At 63.0% G+C, this 23,029-nt stretch carries 27 protein-coding genes and 1 tRNA gene; 7 read left to right on the top strand and 21 right to left on the bottom strand.

Going from position 1 to position 23,029, the window contains the following annotated elements:
- Nucleotides 1-38: 38 nt before the first annotated feature.
- The gene (locus tag DGI_RS10855; RefSeq protein ID WP_021761069.1) at nucleotides 39-347 is read left to right on the top strand and encodes a hypothetical protein; all 309 of its coding nucleotides are present in this window, start codon (nucleotides 39-41) and stop codon (nucleotides 345-347) included.
- Nucleotides 348-394: 47 nt separating this feature from the next.
- Here DGI_RS10855 and pyrR read toward each other — a convergent pair whose 3' ends face one another.
- Entirely contained in the window at nucleotides 395-931 is a 537-nt protein-coding gene (gene pyrR / locus DGI_RS10860; RefSeq protein WP_021761070.1) for a bifunctional pyr operon transcriptional regulator/uracil phosphoribosyltransferase PyrR, read from the bottom strand.
- A 224-nt stretch (nucleotides 932-1,155) separates the two neighbouring features.
- On the opposite strand from pyrR, the gene DGI_RS10865 reads away from it, so the two are divergent.
- Both DGI_RS10865 and DGI_RS10870 read left to right on the top strand, forming a co-directional pair.
- On the top strand, nucleotides 1,156-1,476 hold the full coding sequence (locus DGI_RS10865; RefSeq protein ID WP_021761071.1) for an IscA/HesB family protein: 321 nt from the start codon (nucleotides 1,156-1,158) through the stop codon (nucleotides 1,474-1,476).
- A gap of 156 nt (nucleotides 1,477-1,632) precedes the next feature.
- Nucleotides 1,633-1,708, top strand: a tRNA-Ala gene (locus tag DGI_RS10870).
- 672 nt (nucleotides 1,709-2,380) lie between these two features.
- On the opposite strand, the gene DGI_RS10880 is transcribed toward DGI_RS10870, so the two are convergent.
- From DGI_RS10880 to DGI_RS10970, 19 genes are all read right to left on the bottom strand, one after another.
- Nucleotides 2,381-3,175 (bottom strand): DNA adenine methylase, encoded by a 795-nt coding sequence (locus tag DGI_RS10880; RefSeq protein ID WP_021761075.1) that lies wholly within the window; start codon nucleotides 3,173-3,175, stop codon nucleotides 2,381-2,383.
- A 151-nt stretch (nucleotides 3,176-3,326) separates the two neighbouring features.
- On the bottom strand, nucleotides 3,327-3,650 hold the full coding sequence (locus DGI_RS10885; protein ID WP_021761077.1) for a hypothetical protein: 324 nt from the start codon (nucleotides 3,648-3,650) through the stop codon (nucleotides 3,327-3,329).
- On the bottom strand, nucleotides 3,647-3,976 hold the full coding sequence (locus DGI_RS10890) for a hypothetical protein (protein WP_021761079.1): 330 nt from the start codon (nucleotides 3,974-3,976) through the stop codon (nucleotides 3,647-3,649). Before DGI_RS10890 ends, DGI_RS10885 begins: the two co-directional genes overlap by 4 nt.
- Entirely contained in the window at nucleotides 3,973-4,356 is a 384-nt protein-coding gene (locus DGI_RS10895) for a hypothetical protein (RefSeq protein ID WP_021761081.1), read from the bottom strand. Before DGI_RS10895 ends, DGI_RS10890 begins: the two co-directional genes overlap by 4 nt.
- A gap of 18 nt (nucleotides 4,357-4,374) precedes the next feature.
- On the bottom strand, nucleotides 4,375-4,776 hold the full coding sequence (locus tag DGI_RS10900; protein ID WP_021761083.1) for a hypothetical protein: 402 nt from the start codon (nucleotides 4,774-4,776) through the stop codon (nucleotides 4,375-4,377).
- Nucleotides 4,773-5,402: a glycoside hydrolase family 19 protein gene (locus DGI_RS10905; protein WP_021761085.1), complete on the bottom strand. Its 630-nt coding sequence runs from the start codon at nucleotides 5,400-5,402 to the stop codon at nucleotides 4,773-4,775. The genes DGI_RS10900 and DGI_RS10905 overlap by 4 nt, the downstream gene beginning before the upstream one ends.
- 3 nt (nucleotides 5,403-5,405) lie before the next feature.
- The gene (locus DGI_RS10910) at nucleotides 5,406-7,091 is read right to left on the bottom strand and encodes a hypothetical protein (protein ID WP_027193450.1); all 1,686 of its coding nucleotides are present in this window, start codon (nucleotides 7,089-7,091) and stop codon (nucleotides 5,406-5,408) included.
- Nucleotides 7,088-7,462 (bottom strand): hypothetical protein, encoded by a 375-nt coding sequence (locus DGI_RS17290; RefSeq protein ID WP_021761089.1) that lies wholly within the window; start codon nucleotides 7,460-7,462, stop codon nucleotides 7,088-7,090. The genes DGI_RS10910 and DGI_RS17290 overlap by 4 nt, the downstream gene beginning before the upstream one ends.
- Nucleotides 7,449-10,490 (bottom strand): tape measure protein, encoded by a 3,042-nt coding sequence (locus DGI_RS10920; protein ID WP_021761091.1) that lies wholly within the window; start codon nucleotides 10,488-10,490, stop codon nucleotides 7,449-7,451. Before DGI_RS10920 ends, DGI_RS17290 begins: the two co-directional genes overlap by 14 nt.
- A 92-nt stretch (nucleotides 10,491-10,582) precedes the next feature.
- Nucleotides 10,583-10,939: a hypothetical protein gene (locus tag DGI_RS10925; RefSeq protein ID WP_021761093.1), complete on the bottom strand. Its 357-nt coding sequence runs from the start codon at nucleotides 10,937-10,939 to the stop codon at nucleotides 10,583-10,585.
- A gap of 16 nt (nucleotides 10,940-10,955) precedes the next feature.
- Nucleotides 10,956-11,429: a phage protein Gp37 gene (locus tag DGI_RS10930; protein ID WP_021761095.1), complete on the bottom strand. Its 474-nt coding sequence runs from the start codon at nucleotides 11,427-11,429 to the stop codon at nucleotides 10,956-10,958.
- Nucleotides 11,429-11,938, bottom strand: coding sequence for a phage virion morphogenesis protein (locus DGI_RS10935; protein WP_021761097.1), 510 nt, complete (start codon nucleotides 11,936-11,938; stop codon nucleotides 11,429-11,431). Before DGI_RS10935 ends, DGI_RS10930 begins: the two co-directional genes overlap by 1 nt.
- Nucleotides 11,928-12,302, bottom strand: a complete 375-nt coding sequence (locus tag DGI_RS10940; protein ID WP_021761099.1) for a hypothetical protein — start codon at nucleotides 12,300-12,302, stop codon at nucleotides 11,928-11,930. The genes DGI_RS10935 and DGI_RS10940 overlap by 11 nt, the downstream gene beginning before the upstream one ends.
- Nucleotides 12,303-12,314: 12 nt before the next feature.
- Nucleotides 12,315-13,073 (bottom strand): phage tail tube protein, encoded by a 759-nt coding sequence (locus tag DGI_RS10945; protein ID WP_021761101.1) that lies wholly within the window; start codon nucleotides 13,071-13,073, stop codon nucleotides 12,315-12,317.
- A gap of 21 nt (nucleotides 13,074-13,094) precedes the next feature.
- The gene (locus DGI_RS10950) at nucleotides 13,095-13,508 is read right to left on the bottom strand and encodes a DUF1320 domain-containing protein (protein WP_021761103.1); all 414 of its coding nucleotides are present in this window, start codon (nucleotides 13,506-13,508) and stop codon (nucleotides 13,095-13,097) included.
- A 51-nt stretch (nucleotides 13,509-13,559) separates the two neighbouring features.
- Nucleotides 13,560-14,465, bottom strand: coding sequence for a Mu-like prophage major head subunit gpT family protein (locus DGI_RS10955; RefSeq protein ID WP_021761105.1), 906 nt, complete (start codon nucleotides 14,463-14,465; stop codon nucleotides 13,560-13,562).
- Between the two features lie 11 nt (nucleotides 14,466-14,476).
- Nucleotides 14,477-14,884, bottom strand: a complete 408-nt coding sequence (locus tag DGI_RS17295; protein ID WP_021761107.1) for a hypothetical protein — start codon at nucleotides 14,882-14,884, stop codon at nucleotides 14,477-14,479.
- Nucleotides 14,885-14,887: 3 nt separating this feature from the next.
- On the bottom strand, nucleotides 14,888-15,859 hold the full coding sequence (locus DGI_RS10965) for a phage protease (protein ID WP_158407322.1): 972 nt from the start codon (nucleotides 15,857-15,859) through the stop codon (nucleotides 14,888-14,890).
- Nucleotides 15,860-15,869: 10 nt separating this feature from the next.
- The gene (locus DGI_RS10970) at nucleotides 15,870-16,349 is read right to left on the bottom strand and encodes a phage holin family protein (protein WP_021761111.1); all 480 of its coding nucleotides are present in this window, start codon (nucleotides 16,347-16,349) and stop codon (nucleotides 15,870-15,872) included.
- 175 nt (nucleotides 16,350-16,524) lie between these two features.
- Here DGI_RS10970 and DGI_RS10975 point away from each other — a divergent pair, with 175 nt between their 5' ends.
- From DGI_RS10975 to DGI_RS17300, 4 genes are read left to right on the top strand one after another with little or no spacing between them, the layout of a single operon-like run.
- Nucleotides 16,525-17,016 carry a DUF1804 family protein gene (locus tag DGI_RS10975; protein ID WP_021761113.1) on the top strand — a complete coding sequence of 164 codons (492 nt, stop codon included), beginning with the start codon at nucleotides 16,525-16,527 and terminating at the stop codon, nucleotides 17,014-17,016.
- Complete coding sequence (gene terL, locus DGI_RS10980; RefSeq protein WP_021761114.1) at nucleotides 17,016-18,617, top strand: phage terminase large subunit; 1,602 nt, start codon at nucleotides 17,016-17,018, stop codon at nucleotides 18,615-18,617. The genes DGI_RS10975 and terL overlap by 1 nt, the downstream gene beginning before the upstream one ends.
- 18 nt (nucleotides 18,618-18,635) lie before the next feature.
- Nucleotides 18,636-20,315, top strand: a complete 1,680-nt coding sequence (locus DGI_RS10985) for a DUF935 domain-containing protein (protein ID WP_021761115.1) — start codon at nucleotides 18,636-18,638, stop codon at nucleotides 20,313-20,315.
- Nucleotides 20,315-21,526, top strand: a complete 1,212-nt coding sequence (locus DGI_RS17300) for a phage minor head protein (RefSeq protein WP_021761116.1) — start codon at nucleotides 20,315-20,317, stop codon at nucleotides 21,524-21,526. The genes DGI_RS10985 and DGI_RS17300 overlap by 1 nt, the downstream gene beginning before the upstream one ends.
- Before the next feature lie 512 nt (nucleotides 21,527-22,038).
- Here DGI_RS17300 and DGI_RS17975 read toward each other — a convergent pair.
- Nucleotides 22,039-22,932, bottom strand: coding sequence for a helix-turn-helix domain-containing protein (locus tag DGI_RS17975; protein ID WP_158407323.1), 894 nt, complete (start codon nucleotides 22,930-22,932; stop codon nucleotides 22,039-22,041).
- Nucleotides 22,933-23,029: the final 97 nt, after the last annotated feature.

Here is a 23,029-nt window from a genome sequence, read left to right on the forward strand (position 1 = left end):
CTATTGCAGGGATGCAGGCAGTCAACAAGGAGCTTGTCATGAAAATCCTGACCTTCTGCAGCGCCGTTCTCCTGCTGAGCCTGTGCCTCTGCAGCACTGCCTTTGCGTACAGGGAATACCGGGACGATCAGCGCCTGTTCAAGCGCGGATGCTACATCGACAATTCCAGATTCATCGGGGAAGGCAACCAGGTGTGCGGTTTTTGCCGCAACACGGGCCAGCAGGTCTGCTGCAACGCCTTTTCGCAAACCAACAGTTACACCTGCACCGTTGCCGGCAAGCAAGACGGCAGCAACTCCGCCCCCACCGTCAGCGAGGCGGCAGCCAAAGCCTGCGGCTGCTACTGATTGCAGGGCCGCGTCAAGCGTTCTTGCGTTGTGACGCGACCATGCAGCTACGCCCCTGAAAGGCGCACCCGCTCTTCGCCGTCGCGCTCCTGCAGCAGCACATCCACATGCTGGCTGCGCGTGGTCTGGACTGCCAACCCGAGATAGTCCGGCTGGATGGGCAGTTCGCGGTGGCCACGATCCACCAGCGCCAGCAGCTCGATTCTGCGCGGCCGGCCAAAATCCAGGATGGCTTCCATCCCTGCCCGCACGGTGCGCCCGGTGTACAGCACATCATCCACCAGCAGGATGGCGCGCCCGTCGATATCAAAGGGAATATCCGTATGGCTGATGGACGGCCGCACGTCCAGCCGGGTCCAATCATCGCGGTAGAGATTGATATCCAGCTTGCCCAGGGGCACGGAAGCGCCCAGCCGGGCATCCAGAAGCCGCTTGAGGCGTTCGGCGAGGTCGGCGCCACGGCGCTGGATGCCGATGATGGCGAGGTCGCGGCAATTGTCGTGGCAGGCAATGGCCTCGGTCGCCATGCGCTCAAGGGCGGCGGCAATATCCCGGGCGTGCATCAGATCGTGACAGACAGGCATGGCCATGGGCGTCCCGTGTAATGATTTTGGAAAAACATTTCCCATTCTAAAATGATAGAGAACACCATTTCCGGGGAAAAGGCAATGCTCCACTGTTTATCTGGTGCCGCCCGGGCATGTTTTCCTATGGGGTGCAGAGAGATTTTCTATGTGTCGGCATTTCGTTGACATTGCTCCCCCGCAGCCTTAGATGCCAATACAACTCACACTCTTTTGGAGGCATCATGGTTACATTGACGGACAATGCCATCCGGGAATTGGACGCGTACTTCGCGGACAAGCCCAAAAGCGCCATCCGCGTGTACCTCGCTCCTGGCGGTTGAGCCGGCCCGCGGCTGGCATTGGCTCTGGATGAGCCAAACGACAAGGACGAAGTGTTTACGCAAGGCGACTACTCCATCATCATGGAACGCGAACTTTTCAACCAGGCGAAGCCCCTGCGGATCGACGTCTCTTACATGGGCTTTTCCGTGGAATCCAGCCTGCAGCTCGGCGGCGGCGGCTGCAGTTCGGGCAGCTGCTCGGGCGGCTCCTGCAGCGTGTAATAGCCCCGCCCCTTCCCACACGCCAAGAACGCCTTTCCTGCCGGTCCACACCGTGCGGGAAAGGCGTTTTGCACATCCTGCCGCCGGCATCAAAAAAAAATGACACCTTGTGCTTGACAACCACCCCCACTCTTGGCTATCTCTCGCCACCTGCACGGGGCTGTAGCTCAGTTGGGAGAGCGCTTGAATGGCATTCAAGAGGTCGTGGGTTCGATTCCCTCCAGCTCCACCAAATTTCCTAAGGGTTTCGGTTAATTACCGGGACCCTTTTTTCTTGCCCCAGGGCGGATTCCCGCCGTGGGCCTGCGCTGTGTCCGCATCGCGTTTGGCAAGACCCAGGACGCTACCCCTTCGGACGCGTTTTTATAAAGTTCGCGGCTATTTTTATAAATTAGCTTTCCTGGTATTCTCTACGTTTGGCATTATTATTGCTAGGCACAATGCTTGCATTTGGACTTGGCCGTATCCTCCAGTCTGGACACCTGTTGCACTGGCAACAAAACCCGACCTAGTCGGTAGGTGAACACGAGCACGTGCCACCGTCCATGTTCGTCCTGCATTGGGTTCGAGGCAAGGACGCATCGTTCATTCACGGGCACCCCATCCCGTTCTCCCAGCCACGCTCGGACATGGTCGCCTTTGACCAGGGGCGGGGGCCGGTGGAGCTCGGCCTGCTCCTCAAAAGCATGCCTCTCCAATACCCGCCACACGCCCTCAGGCGATAAGAATGTATACTGTTCTCCCTGGGCGCGGTACCAGACCCCGTCGATACGCAATCGAAACAGGCCAGGCAAGGCCCCATCCGCCGCGTCATCGAAGTCCTGGGCATTGAAGCATTCGACTTTCACAGCCCTTTTGCCCTGCTTCCTGAGCATCCATGAACTGGCTGGCCGACGATGATCACTCATATCGCTCCCTCCAACAGCCCGGCGGGAGTGCCATTGCAGATGAGTACTTCTGCGGCTTTTTTGCTGTTTTTCGCATTCACAGAGTATTGCGTGTCCACATGACGTACAGTAAAGCCATCATACAATGTAATTATCTCCTGAACTGCGTTGTAACTTAAAATGAACCTCCCTTGGATCGTACGCAGCACTGCTGCCAATCGGGCATGGTCCGCCCTGGAAAAGAGCCCGGCACCATAGTCGGACTCACTGCCTACATAGGGCGGATCAATGTAAAAGCAGGTCTCGGGACGGTCATACCGTCTTAAGCACTCTTCCCAGGAAAGATGCTCAATAGTGACCTTGGCCAGACGCAGGTGCACGGCGGACAACTCTTCTTCCATGCGTAGCAAGTTTATGCGAGGGGGCTCCGAAGCACTCACGCCAAAGGTACGCCCCGTCACCTTGCCCCCAAAGGCGCATCGCTGCAGGTAATAGAAGCGCGCCGCCCTTTCCACGTCCGTCAAGCCACCGGCCTCCAATTGTTGCTTAAAGTCGGCAAATGTCTCCCTGCCGACCAACAGAAACTTGAACTGCTTCAGGAATTCTTCCAGGTGCCGTTGCACTACCCGCCAAAATGCCACCAGGTCGCCGTTGATGTCGTTCAATACCTCCACCTTGCTGGGCTCTTTGGAAAAGAATACCCAGCCTGCTCCGCAAAAGGGCTCCACGTAGGTGCGATGTTCGGGAAGTGCCTTCAGAACGCGTCGCGCCAGTAGCCGTTTGCCACCTATCCATGCCAAGGGAGATCGCATATCGCCTCTTTACTGTCTGCCGTCCGCCTGCTACCCATGCTTTGCCCCGGTTCCCGAAGGGGCCTCATGGCGCAGCGGTTTCGGCCGTGGTCCGGTGTTCACCCACCGGGCCGGTGGGGTGCTCGAACACCCCGCCTGCGCCTCCGTTCACCTATGTTGTCTTGCCCTTTGCGGGAGGTTCCGACCGCCCCCGCTGTTCTTCCATGATCATTGCGAAGCCTCGTTTGAACGCCTGCGTCCAGATATCACCGCCTGCAATGCATGGTGCCGTTGCTTCTTCTGAGGAGGGCAGCAAGCCCTCAAGGGTTCCCCGCAGCATGTCCGTTTCCAGATGCATGGATTCTGGAGCCCCTTCATACAGCTCGATCAACCGCAACGCGGCAATGAGCTGTTCGCATAGCGCGTTCTCTGCCGCGCGGTTCTTGCCCCCGGTTCCGGCGCGGGCATACAGCCGATCCAGTTCTTGCCGAATCATGCCTCACCAACTTGGCGCATGCCTGCTTCTCCTGTGAGGGGCGCTTTCTCATACCGATACTCCACCCCCCCGGCGGCAAGCACCAGGTGGCCACCCTCCAGGCGCGCCTCCACGCGCTTGGCCCCGGACAGAAAGCGAATTGCGGAGTCTCCAGCCAGCTCCAGGGATTCGATGGGCTTGGCAAAGGCGTGGCCATTCACAAAACCCCACCATCTGCCCATGCCGGCCTCAAACCGGATCACATGCACCCCATCGCGCCACACGCCCTGCATGCGGCCCATGAGCAAGGCCAAGGTATCTGTGGTTTCCAGTGCATCAGTGGTCATGGTTTCCTTCCTGTCCGGCTTGTTCCGGCCGTTCCGACTGTTCCGACTGTTCCGACTGTTCCGGCATGTTCCGGCTGGAGCTGTTCCCGGGCCGCGATCTGCGCGGCGTAGCATTCCAGCGTCTGTTCCATGCTCTGGATGTAGGACATGGCCACGGGCCAGCCGAGGATCAGGGCCTCCACGTTTTGCGGAGCCCGCAGCTCCACCCCGGCGTATTCCGGATCGACGGCCATGGTCATGCGTGGAAATTCCGGGCGAACCGGCGTCCCGCACCCGGTGTAGGGGTCGAGCACTTCGACGCGGATGGCGGGCTGTTTGGCCGAGCACGCCGAAAAGCCTGCCAGTATCAACCCCAACATCAACAGCCTGGCGCATGTCATCGTGCAGACCTCCTGTCATCACCAATTGCCGTCGATGGCATCATTCCACAGCCGGATGATGGCCGCGTGGTCATAGGCGTCCTGCTGATCGTGTACGGCGGCTGTTGCGTTAGATAAGCTGGCAACGGGTTTGCGAGTGGCCAGCACCCTTGCCAGGATGGTCGGTTGCTTGCCAGCCTGATTGAGGCATGCATCCAGGCGCGCCTGCACCGCGGCGTCGGCAATTTGCCTACCTGCCTGCTCCAGTTTATAGCCCGCCTCTCGCTCCAGGGCCTGCTGCGTTTTCAATTCCAATTCTGCAATGATCGGCGCGTCCCACGCCAGACGTGCTTGCCACCCGCCGGCAAAGACCGCGATGCACACAATTCCCAGTGCAAGCCAGCGACCCCAGGCCGGGAGAATGGATGTCAACAGACTCATGCCCGCCACTCCTGGCCTGTCCTGATGCGCTTCAGCAGCCGTGTACGATCCTGCAACCCGTTGGACCCGCCATTGATGCGGCGCGTCACCCCGGCCACATCATCCTGATCTGCCGACGCATTGCACTGTTTCAGCGCCCATACGGTGGCCGCCACCAGCAGGGCCGTCTCCGGGGCGCAGGCCAGCTCCGGCGAAGTTTCCAGGTCCAGCCCTGCAGCCCGGCCGACGCGGGCGTACATCTCCCGCCCAGTGAGCTGCAGCAGGCCCCGGCCACGATATGCCCAACCATCCCCGGGCTGGGTGTTGCCCATGCGGCCGCCGTACACGGCATTGGCCAGCGCCTGCGGATTGCTTACAAACGGCATGGCGTCTGCCGGCCGTTTGAACCGTGACGGCCAGACAACCATCAGCCGGGCCGCCGTGGTGTAGTTCAAGCTCTCTTCGGCTCGCCGCAATTGCCCGGTCTCGTGAAAGACCTGGGCCAGGAAATGCTGCAGCCGCAGTCGGGTGCCGATGCCGTGCCCGGGCAGAACATCCCCGGCGTGGTCAAATGCCTTGACCAGATCGGGTTCCGCAGCCGGGCACAGCCGGTTGATGGTCGCCTGGATCGGCGTCTGGATGTCCATTGCTCATCCTCCCACAATGATAGGTTGCACCGCGTCTATTTCGGTCACCACGCGGCCGCCATGTTCGGCGTGATGCCTCACGGCCCGCACCCACGCCCGACCATGCACCCGCAGTGACGGCAACTGCAGCCCGACCACATCCCCCGGCGCCAACGGACGCCACGGGATGGTCACCGTGATGATCCGCCGGTCAAAGGCATACTCAAGCAACCACGCCTGCCCGAGCAGCAACGCAATCCGCTCGGATGTCACCAGGGGGTCTTCAATGGGGTCGGCCGCGCGGTCCCGGGCGGCCAGGGCGGCAGATTGCACAACCACATGCACGCCATCCGGGGCCGTGCCTTGCACCACGAAGAGTACCGTCTTTTCAGAACAGCCACGTACAAGCCACCGTGTAATTACGGTATCATATGTGATGTCCGCCACACCGTGCCGGCTGACGTCGGCCAAGGTCAGATCCGTCGCGCCGGTCGCAACGCTGATGTCCCCGGCATCCGCACCAATCCACTGCCAGGCGAGCTCCCCCGCCACGACGCGGGAGGCCTGCCCTGCACCGGCCGAAAATGCGATCCGTTCCGTCACCGTCTCGCGGGAAGTACCCAACGGCGTCACTCGTCCAGATGAGGTCCAGACATCCCACACATCCAGACCTGACTGACCGTAGGCGCGCACCACCATATCCTCTCCCGCGGCAGGCGATCCTTCCACCTCCAGGGATGGCATGACCGCTTCAGAGGTCGTGCCGGAGAGCTCCACCCGATCCACAGGCGTTCCGGCCTCGTGAGCGACCGAGCACGAGAGGACACAGTCTTCATCCAGGCGCGCTGCGGCTGGAGTGGCGTCATCCCGTATCACCGCCAGGCCGCCCGGCCACCGTGGCCGCACGCGCATTCCACCGGCAGGCAACGCCTGCACCACACCGCCTGCGGCCGCAGCCAGGGTCTGCAGGCCCTCCATGGCATCGCCGGCATAGGTGTAGGAGGCCGGCAATACCCAGTCTTCCAGCGCCCAGACCAGCCCGCCTCCGGTCACATCTCCGACCAGTTCGGCGGCAACGGCGCGTGCCGTCGGCGCGGTCGCATACGGCCCCATGGCCACTGCGGCCGCAAACGGCTCCGACAGCAACGCGGAGGCTCCGCGACCCCATACCGAACAGCGGTCCACGGCCAGCTCCCGACGCTCCACCAGAAACGCATGGGCCGGACCACCCCGGAATTGTACCTGCAGCCGGAGCGTGCCCGGCAGGCGCGCCGGATCGGCCGTCCCAAAATGCGCCGGGGCCAGGATGGTCAGATCGACCTGATCATGCAGCGCGTCCTGATCCAGGCTGATGGAGATATCAGACACGGCCGTGCTGATGTCCTGCCCGTCCAGGAGAACCGCCGGCATGCCAACCGACGGGACAAGCACGGGCAGCACGGCGTCCAGCAGCGCCTGGTGGCCGCGTCGGGCATCCACGCGTGCCAGTTCAACACCCAGGGGCAGCATGCCGCGGCAGCCGGCCGCAGTGCTGCCGGAAATGCACAGGCGGCCGCGGCGACCGGCGCTCAATGCAGAGCACACCGCCAGCCGTCTGCGCTTGCCCATCCCTGCGAACAGGAGCTGCCGCCGCGTGACGCCCACGCTGACGGGAAAAGGGAGTTGCCCTTGCAGGTCCGACTGGGATCCCCAGAGCAGCACCAGCGTCACAGCGCCACCACCTTGATGATGATGTCTGCAATGGGATCATCCGGGGCGGGATCCGCATCGGGATAGACGGCTCGGCCGTCTATGCACGGCTGCTCCCAGACACGGAACAGTACCTGCAGGGCGCGCCCATCATTGAGCTCCAATGGATAGACGGCGCCGGCCTGGCTGGCCAACTCCCGCAGCCGATCCAGACTCGCGCGCGGCAACCAGCCGTATTCGGCTCCGCCTACCAGATCCATGGGGATCCCTTGCGTCGGAGCGGTCCAGACCAGCAAGGCCCCGGACAGTGTGCGTTCCATTTTGGCGTCCATGGGCACGTGCCATGCATCCAGAATGGCCACATCTTCCAGATCCACGTCAGCGAGGCGCACGGGAAACTCCGGCCAAACGGGCTCTGGTCAACTGTTCGGCGAGGTCCGCAGCCACGGCGCGTTCCGAGACCACCTGAAATTCCCGGCCGCCCACTTCCAACGTCAAGGTGCCCCAATGGCCGCCGGACAAGCCTCCCGCAGGCGCGGGGGCCAGCCCGCCAGCGCTGTAGCGCAAGGGTTCGGTGATCTGCCGCACCGGAATCCGGAGGTCCACTGCCGCGTGCTGGATGCGGGCCGCCAGCTCCGACAGGGAAATTTCCCCGGTGCGTGCCCGCTTCAGATCCCGGAACAGTTGCGCGCCAAAGAACCGCACGGTTTCCTTATCCGTCACCGCTTCGCCCGGCTCCAGACGGGCCGGGATGATATCCCCGCCGCCATACCCTGGCAGAATCACGCCTGTGGCGTACCCGGGGGCCTCACCTTCGCCCCCGGCGTCTCCAGAAGAGTTGCCGCCTCCCTTGCGGCGCTCTTCGATGGTGATGATTTTCGTTTCCGGCTTCAAGAGTTCCCGGAGCAAGGCCTTGAACGCAGCGGCCTCGGCCTCCAGCGTCACGGATTTTTCCTCGGGGGCCAGGGCATTGGCAATGACGTCCTGCGCCGCATCAGCCTCGGCATGCAGCACGATGGACTTTTCCGCCGGTGCCATCACGGCCTCCAGCGTTTCCTGAGCCACTGTGGCATCCGCCACCAGTGTCACGGGTTTTTCCGCTGGCGCAATCAGTGCTTCAAACAAGGCCACGGCGGCATCCCCGATGGGGTGCACCGTGATGGCCTTCTCTGCTGCCGCAGTCAGGCCTTCAAACGCTGAGGCTGCCTCCGCCGTGTTCACCACCGCGACAGCCACTTCCTTGGTTTGCGGCGCGGCCAGCGCATCCACGCGCGCCTGGGCCGCCTCGGTCACCGCCTTGATAACCAGCTGTCCTTCCTGCAGCAGAGGCGATGCCGGGGCATACGGCTTGCCGCTTGCGTCCTGAAAGAGCACGGTGTGCGTTCCAGTGGTTGAGAGCCCGTTCAAGACGGCGAGGATTTCGGCCTTCACCACCTCGGCATTGTGCACCACCTCGATCTGGGGCTTGGCGTTATTGACTTCATCGGTTGCATCACCCACGGCATCGCCGATCTGCTTTGCCGCCGCCTCGTTTGCTGTGGCGGCATCCTTGGTCTTTTGCGTCACAGCGTCCCAGGCTTTGCCAATGAGCTCTGCGCCGCGTTGCACATCCTGGGCCGCCTCCTGAGCGATGGTCGGCTTCTGCGCCGGACTCGCTGCCGACTCCATCTGCTTGTACAAGGATGCCAGCTTCTTGAGCTGTTCTTCGGCCTGCTTGAGGGATTCTGCGTCTCCTTTTGCCACCAACGTCCGCAATTCGGCATTGGCCGCCATGATTTCACGCTTCAACGCCGCCACCTTTTGGGTGGGATTCATGGTGTTGAGCGCTGTTTCAAGGATCAAGTCAGCAGCGGTCTTTGCAAATTCCTTCTGCGCAGCCTGCAAGCTGGTGAGCTCTTCCTGGAGCTTGCGGCCATGGGCAATAACCTGATCGTATATCTGCTGCGCAGACGCGGCATAGGCCTGCAAGGCCCCCAGCCTGGCCTGAGACAGTGACTCCTCAATGGCCTTTGCCTCGGCGGCATGTTTTTGTTCGGCCAAACCAGCCTTGTCCAACGCCGCCTGACGGGCAGCGGCCTCTTCTTCGGCCAGGGCGATCACCACATCTCGCTGCTGCCGTCGCACCGCCAGCACGGCCGCCACCTGGGCAACTTCGTCCTGGCTGCTTTTTTTCGCGGCCGCGGCCAGGGCGTCGTAGTGCTCCACAATCGCCGCCGTGGCCTCGCGGAACACGCCGGCAACCGCAGTGGTCGCATCTGCAAATGTTTGGCTGGCGGCGTATGCCGCCTCATATTCGACGCGCAGTCGCGATATTTCACCCGCGAACCCGGACAACGGCGAAAGCGGCAGGGACGCCAGCACCTCCAGCACCCGCAGCCATGGTCCGGCATTGCTGCCCAGCTCAACCACCCCTCGCGCCAGGGTGCCCAGCACCTTGACCACGCCGGTCACAATGGTGCCCAGGTTCACCAGGGCCTCTGACGTCTTGCGAGCCCAGCGCTCCAGGTCGCCAGTCTCGGCCATCCGCTGTACTTCGGCCAACAGCGCCTTGATCTGCGCCTTCGCATAGTCCATGACCCCGGCATCGCCCACCAGCCGCAGGAAGTCTTCCCACTCGCTTTCCAGGGTCTGCGTCATGCCCTCCCAGGTGTCGGCCATGCCTGCGGCTGCGCCGCCGAAGCGCTTCTGCAGCCCTGCCATGAGGGCCTCCATGACCTTTTCCACGGGGATGGCCTGATTGCCGATGTCCGCCACCTGAGCGCCCGTGAGCTTGAGCTCCTCCCGCAGGATGGCATATGCCGGCACGCCGCGTTCGGCGAGCTGCATCAATTCTTCGGCCGACGCCTTGCCCTTGGCCTGCATTTGACCCAACGCGGTCACAATGCCGGAGAATGCCTCATCACCCCCGCCCACGGCCACCACGGTATCCTTCAGCGTGGTCATGTCCTTGATGGTGGGCTGCACGCCCATCGACCGGAGCTTTTTGAATGCATCCACGGCCTCAGCCGTGTTCCCCGGCATGACCTTGGCCCAGGCATTGAGCTGCTCGAACCAAGTGTCCCCATGCCCACCGGTTACGGTATCCAGGGCATTGCGCAACTGCTCATATTTCCCGGCCGTGTCCACAGCCGCGGTGCCCAGTTCCTTGGCCGCCGTCACCAGCTCCCACACCAGATTGACGGCTGTCTGGAACGCAACATAGGCCACAGCCACCCCGGCCACCTTGCCAGCCAGAGCGGTCAGCGCCAGTCCATGTTCCGTCTGGGCCGCCGTGGCGCTGCGGGCCGCCGCGGTGCTGTCTTCCCCCATTTTCACAAACCGGCCGGACGCATCACGTGCGCGCCCGGCCGCGTCATTGATCACGGTGGATGCCTTGTCTTCGGCGGTGATTTTGATCTGATACAGCAGGTCGTTCGCCATGGGGAGCTATGTTCTCTTCTTTTCCGCCAGCATGTTGAGCATCCGGACCGCCACGCCCCAGCCGTATTGCCAGGCCCCTACATGTCCCCGGCTCACGAGGACGCAGACGGCCCGCTCGATCGCGTCCCGCAAGGCCTGGCCAGCTGGTCGAGCAGCCCCTTTGCCCCGTGCAGCTCCTGGAGCAGGGGCAAAAAATCGGCCAGCACCTCCCGCACGGCAGCGGTCACAGCGCGCGCTTCGGACGGCGTGAGCTTGCCGAACTCCTCGGGCTGCAGATCCGAAACCGCCGCCAACAGCGAGGCAGGCAGCGGAGCACGTCCGGTCATCACCTCATGGGGATCAAACAGGATGTCCGGCCGGCCCACGACCTGCCACAGCGTGGCAAGGGTCGGCTCGGTGACGGTGATGGCGCGCACGGCGGTCGGAACGGTACGAGTCTGAACAGGCATGGCAAAATCCTTCTTTTTACGAGTGGTTGTGGACCCTGACTTGATCCAGCGTCACATCCACAATGCAAATGGCAATGCCATTGGCGTAGCTTGCGCCGTAGGCCCGCTCCACCACACAGGGTTTGAGGCCGGGCAGGACAACCTGGGCATGCATGGCATCCCGGGCCGCCTCAACCAGTGCATAGACGCCCGGGCCGGAGACGCCGCCTTCCGCAGCCACATCACGCCGGAAGCTTTTGTCCCCGCAAATCACGGCAAAGTGCAGCCGCTCGGCATGCCGGCGATTCTCCAACGCCAGAGGCCTGGATTCATTCCAGGCGACCAGATAGGCCGGCAGTCGCTGCCGCAAGGTCGGCAACTGCGCCTGGTCAAATTGGAACCGGTAGGGTTCCACCTGCACGCCAGGCAGTTGCAGTGCCAGGAGGGTGCGCACGATGGCTGTCTCGATGTCGCGGATCGAATGAGCCGGGGCATAGGAAAGACGCTGCATCAGGCACGCTCCAGATGGTGGGTGAGGATGTCTGAAATCTCGTCCCAGTCCTCTGCCCCCACGCCCAAATATGGCCGCGGCGGGACGACTGAGCCAGGATGATTGACCTTCTTGCGCGGGCCGGCCGCGCCCGGCCACCAGAGGGCCTTTTTGTATCGGGGCCGGATCACGTGCGGCTTGGTGCGCCCACCCGTTTGATGGATGGCTGCATACACGACATTGCTGCCCACCGAGACTTCCAGATGCTTTGACCTGGCGGTAATGGATGCACGCAGCCGCCCGGTGTCGATGAGGGTTTGTCCATTTTCAGCCTGGGCGCGTCCCGAAGGCTCCCAGGGGTCACCATTTGCCGGGTCCGCCTGCCTCCGGAAGGCCTCCATGCTGATGTCCACCAGCTCCTGACCCACCTCCTTGAAGGCCGGCGCAGTATCCTGCAGGCCGTCACGCAGGCGCCGCAACAACGCATCCACAGGATGTGAATCAATCACAATCACGGTTTCAACAGACATTGGCCCCGCCCTCTCGCAGAATTTGAGACACCCGCCGGGGCGTCAGGCTGTAGGCCACCGCCAACTCCCGCACCGATGCGCCAGCGGTCCGGCGGGCGCGCAATTCGGCGTTTCTCGCCGCCCGCAGCACGGGCTCTGCGGATGGCACATCCACGCGTACGCCTCCATAGGCACCATGCAGGGCCTGCCAGGCAGCGGGAGACAAGAGCTGGCGCAATGGATGCTCCACCGGCGCACGGATCGGGACATAGACGAGCAACCCGGCGTACGCATTGCAAAGCGCTACGGCATCCTCAAGCCCCAGCAGCCGCACCAACCCCTGCAGTGTTTTGTACTTATCTCCTAAATCAGGAACGGTCCGCATGGATGCCTCCGACTATGCAGGCGTCTGCGTCGCCCGCGGGAAGGTCCGCATCCGGTACATGCCTGCCTCGCCCTGCTTGAGCAGGGTCTTGATGTTGAAGCCGGCCTCCACCACCTCATCGCTGATCCAGTTGAGATCCCCATCCGGAGACAGGGTGGCCTTGGGGATGTCCAGCACAAACGGCTTGTTGCCAAACTCGTTCACCCCGTCCAGCCGGAGCTGCACGTAGGCCACGGCCACTGTGCCGGCATCGATCTGGTAGCCGTCGATGTAGGCGCAGTTGAACGTCACCTGATATTCCTGGCCGTCAGTCAAGGCGCCGCCAGGCACAAGCTTGATCTGCCCGGAGTCGGGCAGGACCTCAAAGTCCGTCCCTTCAACCCCGCCTGTGACGCGCACGTTGGAGACCTTGTACTTTCCCAAATCCATATAACCGCGCTCGTACAACTTCAGCGCGACCTGCTGATCCGTGCCGGCGGCCTGGATGAAGTCGGAATCAGCCCCCATGGTGGCCAGGGCGTAGGTAGTCCGGTTCAGGGTGTCGATGGTCAGCTTGCCGCCCACGGTATCGATCGAGGTGGCGCTATCCAGCGGGAGTCCTTTGGTTCCCTTGCGCCGGGAGAGGCGTTCCGTGGTCTTCGTGGAGATGTTCGTCACCAGCAACGTGGCGTTGCCCAGGTCCACCATCGGTTCGTCGGAGTCCATGGGCCGCATGGTCAAAATCCCACTCAGGACGGCCCCTTCCTCCAGCCCAAATCCGTACCCTGCCATATTCGGCTCCTTCAATGCTCGTTAAAAAACCTGTTCCAACCCGGCCAACCGGCCATCCCCCCGCACGGCCCGGGCACGGCCAGCCGCAACCGGCTGATCGCTCATGCCCAGAGACAACCGCCCGGCTGCAATGGCCGCCAGCAGGCGCAGCACCTCGGCACGGTCTGCCGCCCAGGCCTCGGGCACAGTATGCAACTGGCGAAAGAGGCCATGCACGGCCAGCCGGGACGTCAGTTGCACTACCAGCGGGCTGGGCTGGGCCAGGGGCACGGCCATGCGGGTGGACAGATAGGCGTCAACTTCGGCGCTGGCCGCCTCACAGACGGATTCAAGCCGGCGGCCCGCTTCCGGTTCATACGGCCAGCCGCCCACCAGGTCCGCCAAATCGTCTTCACCCAACACGCGGCGCAAGTCGTCCGCATTGCAATAGGCCATGCCCTGTGCCCTCCTTCGCGTTTCAGACTAGTCTCAGACTAGTCTGAGATTTCAGCGCAGATGTCCGGACACCAAGAGCTCAAAGGCCTTGTAGAGCTCGTTGGTTTCGCCGCCGGCCAAGGTTTCCTTGTTCACCAGCACTTCCGCTGCGCCACGCAGCGAGGGCGGCACCACCAGCAGGTTGGGCGTCACGTCCAGCGGCGTGCCGGCGTCGTCCACGTATTCTTCCATGGCCTGGCGCGCGGCCTTGAGGTTCGCCGTGTTGAGCTCTTGCTTGCTGCCGTAGGCCAGCTGCCAGAACCCGAAGCCGAAAGCCCCGCGGGCTTCGACGCTGTAAAGCAGCTGCCCTTTCATGAAGGTATGGGTGTTGGTCACCGCATTGCGTTCGCCTTCGCCCTGGCCGGCCAGCTCCACCAGGTGGGGCGCTTCGCGCTCCTGAAACACCAGGGGTTTGAAGGCCACCTGGCTGGTGCACAAGAGGAACCAGGGCGTGCCGTTGCCGCCCCCGCTGTTGCTCTGCACGCCGCCCTTGTACGGGTGGGCATTGGAGAAAAAGGGCTTGGCATCGTAGCAGATGCCGTCCCACCCCTGCAGCAGCAGCGGGAAAAGGAACGCATCCGGCCACAAAGCCGCCTTGCCACCCCAGGCCGCGGCCGTATTTGCGAACATGCCGTACTTGTCATCGGCCAGCGAGTTGCGAGGCACGCCAAAGGTGCCCTCGAAGTCTTCATTGGCCAGGGTGTAGCCGTTGGCCTTGAGGTTCTTGATCTCCTTGTCGCCCACCCACCGTTGGATGCTCGGCAGCCCCGAGAGCCAGCCATAGTCTTCGGCATCGCTGGTGGAAGGCACGTGCATGGCGATGGCCGGCCACTTGGGCGCGGCCAGGGCCAGCCCGCTCTGAAAGGCCGTGTTCAGGCCGACGAAAAAGCTCGCAATGTTCTGCGCGTTCACAAGCATACAAATAGCTCCTAGCCCGCCGCCGCGGGGTCGAGGTCTTTGCGGACAAACCCGGTGTCCACCCAGGCGAAATCGTCCACCTTGAGCAGCACGCCCGCCACAATGCCGTTGACGCCAGCGGCCACCGAGACGGTTTCGGAGTCTGCCACATAGACAAACTGCCCCAGGTTCGCCGCAGTGGGCGGCGTGGCGGCGGCCTTTTCCCAGTTGAACACGCCCCGGCGCACGGTCACCCGGCCATGCCTGAGGCCACGTTCAATGCGCCCGACCACAACGAGCCCCTCGGCGTCAGCGGCCAGGTGCAACAGGCCGGTGGCATCCACCGCGGCCATGTGGCCCACCGGAAACTCCGTGGCCGTGGGCGCGGGAAGGTATTCGAACAACTCACCCTGGATGCAATGCGTATCGCGATCCATCATGGCCTAGCCCTCCTTCCCGGTCTGGCCATTCCGACCGGTCCGTGCGCCGGCCTGGGCCTTGGTTTTTACATAGTTGGCCGGATCAAGCCCCATGGCCTTGCAGATAGCCAGGTCATTGCCGTCCAGCGTTGCCATGGCGGGATCGCCGTTCGTCGGACCTGCGCCCTGGCCGGCCTGGCTCGCCGCCAGGGTGGCCAGCCCCTTGGGGGTAGCATTCAGCAGCGCTTCCAGGGCGTTCTTGTCCACCTTGCCCAGGGCGATGGCCGCATCGCGCTGGGCCGGCGTCAACCGGCCATCGGCACAGGCATTGGCCACCAGGGCCTCTACAGCCGAGTGCTGCTGGGCCGATGTCATTGCCGCCAGGGCGTTCATGGTGCTGGCGTTCTGCTCGGTCAGCAGGCGAACCTGGCCGGCCAAGGACTGCACCTGGACGGAGAGCTGCTCCACGGAGAGCTGCTCCAAGGATGCCGGGGCAGCCGATGCAGCGGGGCCGGGCGAAACGGGCGAAACGGGCGGACTGCCCGGCGCGACGCCAGCCGCATTCAGGGCGGGCAATTCCGCAATGTTCGGGTTGTTCACCAAAGCAACAGAGTGCAGCCGGAGGATGCGCGGCCCTTCATCCGTGGCGAAGGCCGGAGAAAGATACCGATACTCCTTGGAGGCAATGGCCGCGGACCCGGCTTCAGTCCATTCCACTTCCGCCGTGATGCCAGCATCCTCCAGCTGGAAATTGCGCAGCCAGCCGGCGGCCCGGCCACCGCTCCAACAGGTGGAGTGGTCATAGTCGATGACAATATCCACGCCTTCGGCCTGGACAATGTTCACCAGGGCCTGGGCGTCTCCGGGGGTCAGGTCCCAATACCGGCCATCGCGCCCCTTGATCTCACCCAGCGGCAGGATCAGCAGCCGGGCTCCGGACTGCACGGCATTGGCTTCCACGGCCAAGCGCACCACGCTGCGATGCATAGTCGTCATCTCATGCTCCTTAGGCACGCGGCCGGCCTGCAGGCCGCGACGCGCTTTCGGTGTTGCTGATTTCGTCCCGGTAGCATTTGAGCCTGGCCACCAGCCGTGCCGGCAGGGGCACATTCAGGCAGGCCAGGTGCTCGCAGATGGACAGACTCTCGCTGAGAGCAAGATAGACGATAATAAGATTACGGCAGGTTACCGGAAATTCCAGACCGATTCCGGCAAGAAACATGGCATCCAATACATGCCCCATGACCACGGCCAGGCCAAAGAGCACGAACTTGCCCGCGCCGTGCAGCATGCGCCGCCCGGAAAGCGTGCCGGCCGTCCAGGCCCGCCCGAAGCCCAACGCGAAATCCAGGACCAGCAGGGTCACCAGCCCCCAGACAACGGCATCCACCGGCCCGACCAGATACGCCCCGGCCGCAGCCAGCGCGCTCTTGACGCCGCAATGGTCCGCGAGCGTCCGCCACTGTTCGATCATGTCACGCACCATGCTGCACCCCTATTGCCCTCACATTGTACCGCTGGTTCAAGAGAACATTTTCACGCATTAGTGAAACAAAGCAACCTAGACGCAATGCACAGTTTGCGTTGTAATAGATCGGTACAACGCAATCCACTAAAGCGCTTTAGTGTTTCACAAGCATAAAATATGGTAAGGATGTGCCATGAAGGACTACAGCAAGGTGCGCAAGAAGATGCGACAAATGTACGCCGCTGGCAAGAGCATTGATGAGATTGCCGTTCTCTTCGATTTGCAGCCGGCATCAGTGCAGTATCATCGCCGTATCGATGCGCGAAACGGCGCAGACTGGGACGCCCTGCGGGTGGAATGCCGGGTGGGGGAGACGGCCACGGAAGAAGCGCATCAGCAGTTCCTGGGCACGCTCTTCGGCTGCTTTGCTGAAGAACTGCCCAAGCTGCGCGAGATTACGGACGCGGCCAAGCGCCTGGACATCCTGCGCACCTACTCCCGGACCTATTCGGAACTGATCCGGGCCGTGCGCACGGATCCCAGGATCGACGTGGGCGAAGTTGTCGCCAAAACCCTGGACCTGCTGGTGGATCAAGCCATCGAAGACGGCCGTGATGACCTGGCCCTGTGGCTGCAGGCCAGTCTGGACGCCATCCGGGACAAGGTCCGCAAGGAGTTCGCCTGATGCCTCCCGCGCCAAAACGTCTGGACCGCAAACAGCTGGATCGCGACCTGGCCGCCCTGCGCCAGCGCCTGCAGCGCATGTCCGCCCTGGCCGAAACCGGGCGCGAGGACCGCATCCCGGCGGCCAAGGCAGACTTCCGGCTGTTCTGCCAAACCTACCTGCCGCACTATCTGGACCGGCCCTCATCATCCTTTCATCACTGGATTTTCGCCCAGGCCCCATGCTGGGGACAGGGGGCAAAGCTCTGCATCGCCGCGCCCCGCGGCTATGCCAAGACAACGTATCTGGTGCGGGCCTACTGCCTGTGGCGTCTGGCGCGAGGGGATGCGGCCTTTCCCGTGCTGCTGCAGGATTCCTCGGAACTTGCCGAGCAGTCCTTGGCCGTCATCAAGGTCGAGTTGGAAGACAATCCCCGCTTGGCTGCAGACTTCCCGGAGCTGGTGGGGGAAGGCCGGCTCTGGCGGCAGGACAAAATCATCACCGCCTCAGGCGTGCCCGTGGCCGCCCTGGGCTCCGGCAAACGCATCCGCGGCCTGAACATCAACGGCCTGCGGCCGTCCCTGGTCCTCGCGGATGACCTGGAGAACGATGAAAACGTCCTCTCCAAGACCCAGCGGGACAAGGTCGAAAGCTGGTTCGTCAAAGCCGTGCTGGAGCTGGGGTTGGCCGACGGCAGCCTGCAGGTGATTTTGGTAGGCACCATGCTCCATGCGGATTGTCTGGTGGCGCGCATGCAGCGGCGGCCGGACTTCGAGAGCCACACCTTCAGCGCCGTGGCGCGCATGCCTGAACGCCTGGACCTTTGGGACGAATGGGGCAGGCTGCTGGCCGTGGACGCCCCGGCGGCAGCGGCCTTCTACAAGGCCCGCCAAGGGGAGATGGACGCAGGCGCGGAAGTCCTCTGGCCGGAGATGGAGCCCTTGGAGCGGCTCATGGCCAAGCGCGCCCTTGATCCGCACACCTTCCAGACCGAAAAGCAGAATCAGCCCCTTGATCCGGACTCCCAGGTCTTCCGGACCCTCCATTTCTACGTGGAGATGCCCAACGCCTGGCGCTTGATCGTCGGGGCGGTGGACCCTGCCCAGGGCCTGATCAAGGGCGACTTCACGGGCATCGTTATCCTGGGGCAGCGGGACGATCGCAAGGCCCTGGTGCTGGAAGCCGACGTCACCAGGCGCAATCCCATGGCCACCGTGGATCGCGTCATCGAGCTGCAGCGCAAGTGGGGCTGCGCCCAATGGGCCGTGGAAGACGTGGCCTTCCAGGCCGTCCTGCGGGACATCATTCTGGAAAAATCCCTGGAAGCCGGGGTGCCCGTGCCCGTGCTCGCGGTCAAGCCCCTCTTTGCCAAGGAAGTCCGCATCCTGTCCCTGCAAGCACCTGTGGCCGCGGGGCAAATCCTCTTCAACCCCCTGCACGGCACCCTGAACCAGCAGCTCCAGGAATTCCCCCAGGCTGCACACGACGACGGGCCAGACGCCCTGGAGCTGGCTTGGTCCCTTTTACGCCACGCCGGGCAGATCGCCTTCAAGTCTTCTGGTGGCGGCGGTGGCGGCGGCATCTTTGGCCGGCTCTTTGGCGGCAGGCAGCGCGGATTCTAACACTTCAAGGATATTGAGATGCCTACGTTGTACGATCATCGCGGCGTGCCCGTCTCATCGCGGGACCTCAAGGAATCCCAGGCCGAAGCCGTCCGGCGGCGCTCCCGGCTGGGCGGCTCCGCCGGCCTGGACACCTGGACTCCCGCCCGCGGGGCCCTCACGGCCCGGCAGTTGGCCGGCCTGCTGCGGGCCGGCGGCGCCGGGGATGTGGCCGCCCAGGCCAACCTGTTTGACGAGATGGAAGAAAAGGATCCCCACATCGGCCACCTGGCCAGCATCCGCAAGCGCGCCGTCTCCGGTCGCAGCTGGCAAATGGATGCCGCGGACGATTCGCCAAAAGCCGCGGAAATAGCCGGCTTCTGTCAAACGGTCCTGGAAGCCTTGCCCCTGCGCCAGGCCTTCCGCGATGCCCTGGACGCCACGGGCAAGGGCTTCGCCGCCCTGGAGCTGTACTGGGACGTCTCCGCAGGCCAGGCCGTGCCCACGCGCCTGGAGTTCGTGGAACAGCGGCGCTTTGGCTGGCTCCGCCTTGGGAATGGGGCCTTGGAATTGGGCCTGGCCGGGGATGGCAGCCTCAGGGAACCCGAGCCCCTGTGGCCCTTCAAGTGGCTGGTGCACCGGTCCCAGGCCCGCAGCGGCGTGCCCTGGCGCGGTCCCCTGTATCGTACCCTGGCGTGGCTGTATCTCTTCCGCAACTACAACCTCGCCGGCTGGGCGCGCTTTGTGGAAAGCTACGGCATTCCCACGCGGCTGGGTCGCTATCCTGCCGGTGCCACGGAAACGGAACAGAACACCCTGCTTGCCGCGGCCCAGGCCATCAGCAGCGAGGCCGCGGTCATCATCCCCCAGGGCATGCAGCTGGAATTGCTGGAAACCAAATTCTCTAGCGCTGCCAAGACCCCGCATGAGGGGTTCCTGGACTGGACCACCCGCAGCATTTCCATCGCCCTCATTGGCGGCACCCTGACCACAGACACGGCCTCCGGTGGTGGCGGGGCCTATGCCCTGGGCGAGGTGCACAACCAGGTCCGCTGGGACCTTCAACGCGACGACGCCGAACAGCTCTGCGCCACCCTCAACCGCGATCTTGTCAAGCCCCTGGTGGACCTGAACTTCGGCCCGCAGCCGGCCTATCCCACCCTGGCCATTGACGTCCCGGAACCCGCGGACCTCCAGGCCCTGGCCCAGGTCATCGCCACCCTGGGCCAGGCCGGCTATGACGAGATTCCCCTGTGGTGGATTCGCCAGAAGTTCCGCATCCCCAAGGCCGAAGGCGACGAACCCACCTTGCGCAGCCTGCGCCAGGCCAGCACGCCCGCCGGCCCTGCCGCGCCGGAGGCCCCGCCCGCCCCCCAGCAGACGCGTGCAGGCGGGTTCCTGCCGTCGCAACTTGCTGCCAACGCAGCACAATCACCAGCCGTCACCGAGGCCGAGGCCCATGCCGAGGCCACCGTGGAAGCCCTCTCCCGGCAGGTGCAGGAAGAACTGGTCGCCCCGCTCCTCGCCCGGCTCCAGGCCTGCGGCAGCTTCGAGGAAGCCTTGGCCACGGTCCAGACCGGCTTCGATCACGCCGCCACCGAGGGCTTGGGCCACCGCCTGGCCAGGGCCGGCTTTATTGCCAATCTCTACGGCCAGCTGGAGGTGCAGGACGGGCAGGCCGGGCAGGACGGGCAGCCAGATGAAGGGGAAGACGCCTGATGCCTGCGGAACCAATGGACATCCGCTTCGATGTCGATCCCCAGGAGGCCATCGACCACTTCGGCGGCAAGGGGCTGGCCCCGTCGGACCATTATTCAGACGTCTGGGGAGAACAGCATGCAAAGGACTTCACCGTCGCCAAGATGCTGGACCTGGATCTGCTCAAGAAGACGCAAGACTCACTGGAAGACGCCCTGCGCGAAGGCAAAACCTTCGATGACTGGCGCAAAGAGATTGAGCCCCAAATGCGCAAGGCCGGCTGGTGGGGCAAGAAGGAAATCATCGACCCCAAAACCGGCAAGAAGCGCACCGTCCAGCTGGGCAGCCCGCGCCGCCTGGAGCTGATCTTCCGGCAGAACATGCTGGACGCCTACAACGCCGGCCGCCGCCAGCGCTTGCAGGACATGGCCGACCGCCGCCCCTGGTGGCGCTACGAAAGCGTCCTGGATGACCGCACCCGCCCGCAGCATCGCGCCTGGGACGGCATGCTCTTGCGCCATGACCACCCCTGGTGGAAGACCCATTTTCCGCCCAACGCCTACCTCTGCCGCTGCACCGTCAGCTCCATGAGTGACGGCAAGCGCCAGCGCCGTGGCCTTGCGCCCACGCCTGATGACCAGATTCCCGGCTACGGCGAAACCCGCAAATGGACCAACCCCCGCAACGGGGAAGTCTTCGACGTCCCCTGGGGTCAGGATCCCGGCTTCGACCACATGCCCGGCGATCCCGCCCGCATGGGCGATTCCCTGGCCGCCAAGATGGCCGCCGCCCCCCAGGGGCTGGCCAAAGAGGTGGCCGAAAGCCTGCTCAAGGGCGAGGCCTTTCAGGAGTTTTACAACAACCCCGTGCCCGGCGTGGAGATGCTGGCCGGCGTGGTGCCCGAGCCCGTGCAAGAAGCCATCGGCGCCCAGGGGCCAGGGGCCTTCCTCTCCGGAGACACCCTCCAGAAGAACAAGGACCATCACCCCGAACTGGGCATGGGAGACTACGCCCGGATCCCGGAGCTGCTCTCCACTCCGGACCTGGTCATCCAGGACGGGGAACAAACCGTGGTCTGCCTCAAGAAAGACGGCGAATGGTGGCTGGCCGCCGTCAAGGCCACCAAGACCGGCCAGCGCAACTACGTGACCAGCTTTCGCCGTACCCGCTGGGCAGACATTCAACGCCGCCTGACCAACGGCGAAGTGCTCTTGGGCGAGGTGGCGGAATGAGGCGGCATAAAAATGTGATATATCGGGATGATACTTCGGTGGTCATATTGACCACCGAAGTATCATGCTTGATTTGCAACACATTTCCGACTGTTGGAAGAAAAGGTGTGACATTACAGCGAGATGCTTCCGTCGTCAATTTGGGGACGGAAGCATCTCGCTGTGATTGCTGCACATTCTCAAAGGGAAATCAAAAAGGCACAGCATTACAGGCAGATGAAGGAGGCCCCAATATGGTGTCACCTTCATCGTGCTGCAATTGCTGCATATATCCGCCCTGCAATATGGGGTGGGCAAGGCCATCCAGCAACGCACGTCAGGATGACTTAGATACAATATTATCAAGGGATTGTGAATGGAAGGCAAAAGAAAACGGCGCACGGCAGGGCCTCCCGCAAAACCCTGCATGGCGCTCCGCAGACCCCGAAGGATCCACGTGCTACGGCCGGGAGAATAACACCGTGTCGCGTGCGCCGCATACAGAATATGCGCCTTCCAGGGCGGGGCGTCAACTATCCAAACGCCCGCCCAAGCCACACCACGCGCCCCACAATCCAGGCCGCAGACCTGTCCTTGGGCAGCATCGTTTGGGTGTCCGTGGGCCGGCTTGCCGCCCACAAGGCAATGCCGCTGGGCATGCGCAACAGCGTGCGCACCAGCAGTTCCCCAGCCACGGCCACCACATACACCTTGCCACTGGCGGGCTCCACCTGCCCCTGGTCAAAGACCAGCAAGTCATTGTTCACAATCACATTGTCCATCTCGTTGTTCGTCACCCGCAGGCAGGCCATCCGATCGGGATCGCCAAGGGCCTGCATTGCTTCCCTATGAAATGCAACCGAAGCCTCGCCGTGATTGATCAATGCACCATGCTCATCCAGGCGGTGCCCGACCAACCGAAGCCGAACCAAAGGCAACCCAGAGTCAGGGGCTTGCACATCTCGAACCCCATGGGCGGAAGCGCCCGCCGGGGTGATGGCAATGTGTGGGGAGGACGGCCCATAGTAGAGCCAGTCTATAGAAACATTAAAATCCTCAGCGATTTTAAAGAACCAGCTAGATGGAAGAGACTTCTTTTCAATTGCCCCGCTGACACTTGCAGGCTTGATCCCCAGAGCTCGCGCAAGCTCGCTGTAGTTTTTAGCATCAGAAGCCCGCATGAGACGCTCTATTCTTCCTGGCAAGTCAGCAGGTTGCCTGTTCGCCAACTCCTTGGAGAAAGGAGCACCGAGGGGCTGCGGATCGTCCATGGAGGATTCAGCAGTACGGCCAAAATACAGCCAATCCAGGGAAACATTTTTTTGAGAAGCTATTTTCAGTGGCCATGTTGGTGGAATCGTCTCGCTGTCGACGGCGCGTTTTACAGATTGAGGCGTTATTTCAAGCGCGCGCGCCAAGTCTGACATGGTATTTCCGTGGATCGACTCCAACATCCTTGCGTATAAATCCTTAAAATTCACAGTCTGTTCTGTCATTATTTTAGCCTCACCCGTAAATTTTCAA

The sequence above is a fragment of the Megalodesulfovibrio gigas DSM 1382 = ATCC 19364 genome, from assembly GCF_000468495.1.
In the GTDB taxonomy this organism is placed as follows: domain Bacteria; phylum Desulfobacterota; class Desulfovibrionia; order Desulfovibrionales; family Desulfovibrionaceae; genus Megalodesulfovibrio; species Megalodesulfovibrio gigas.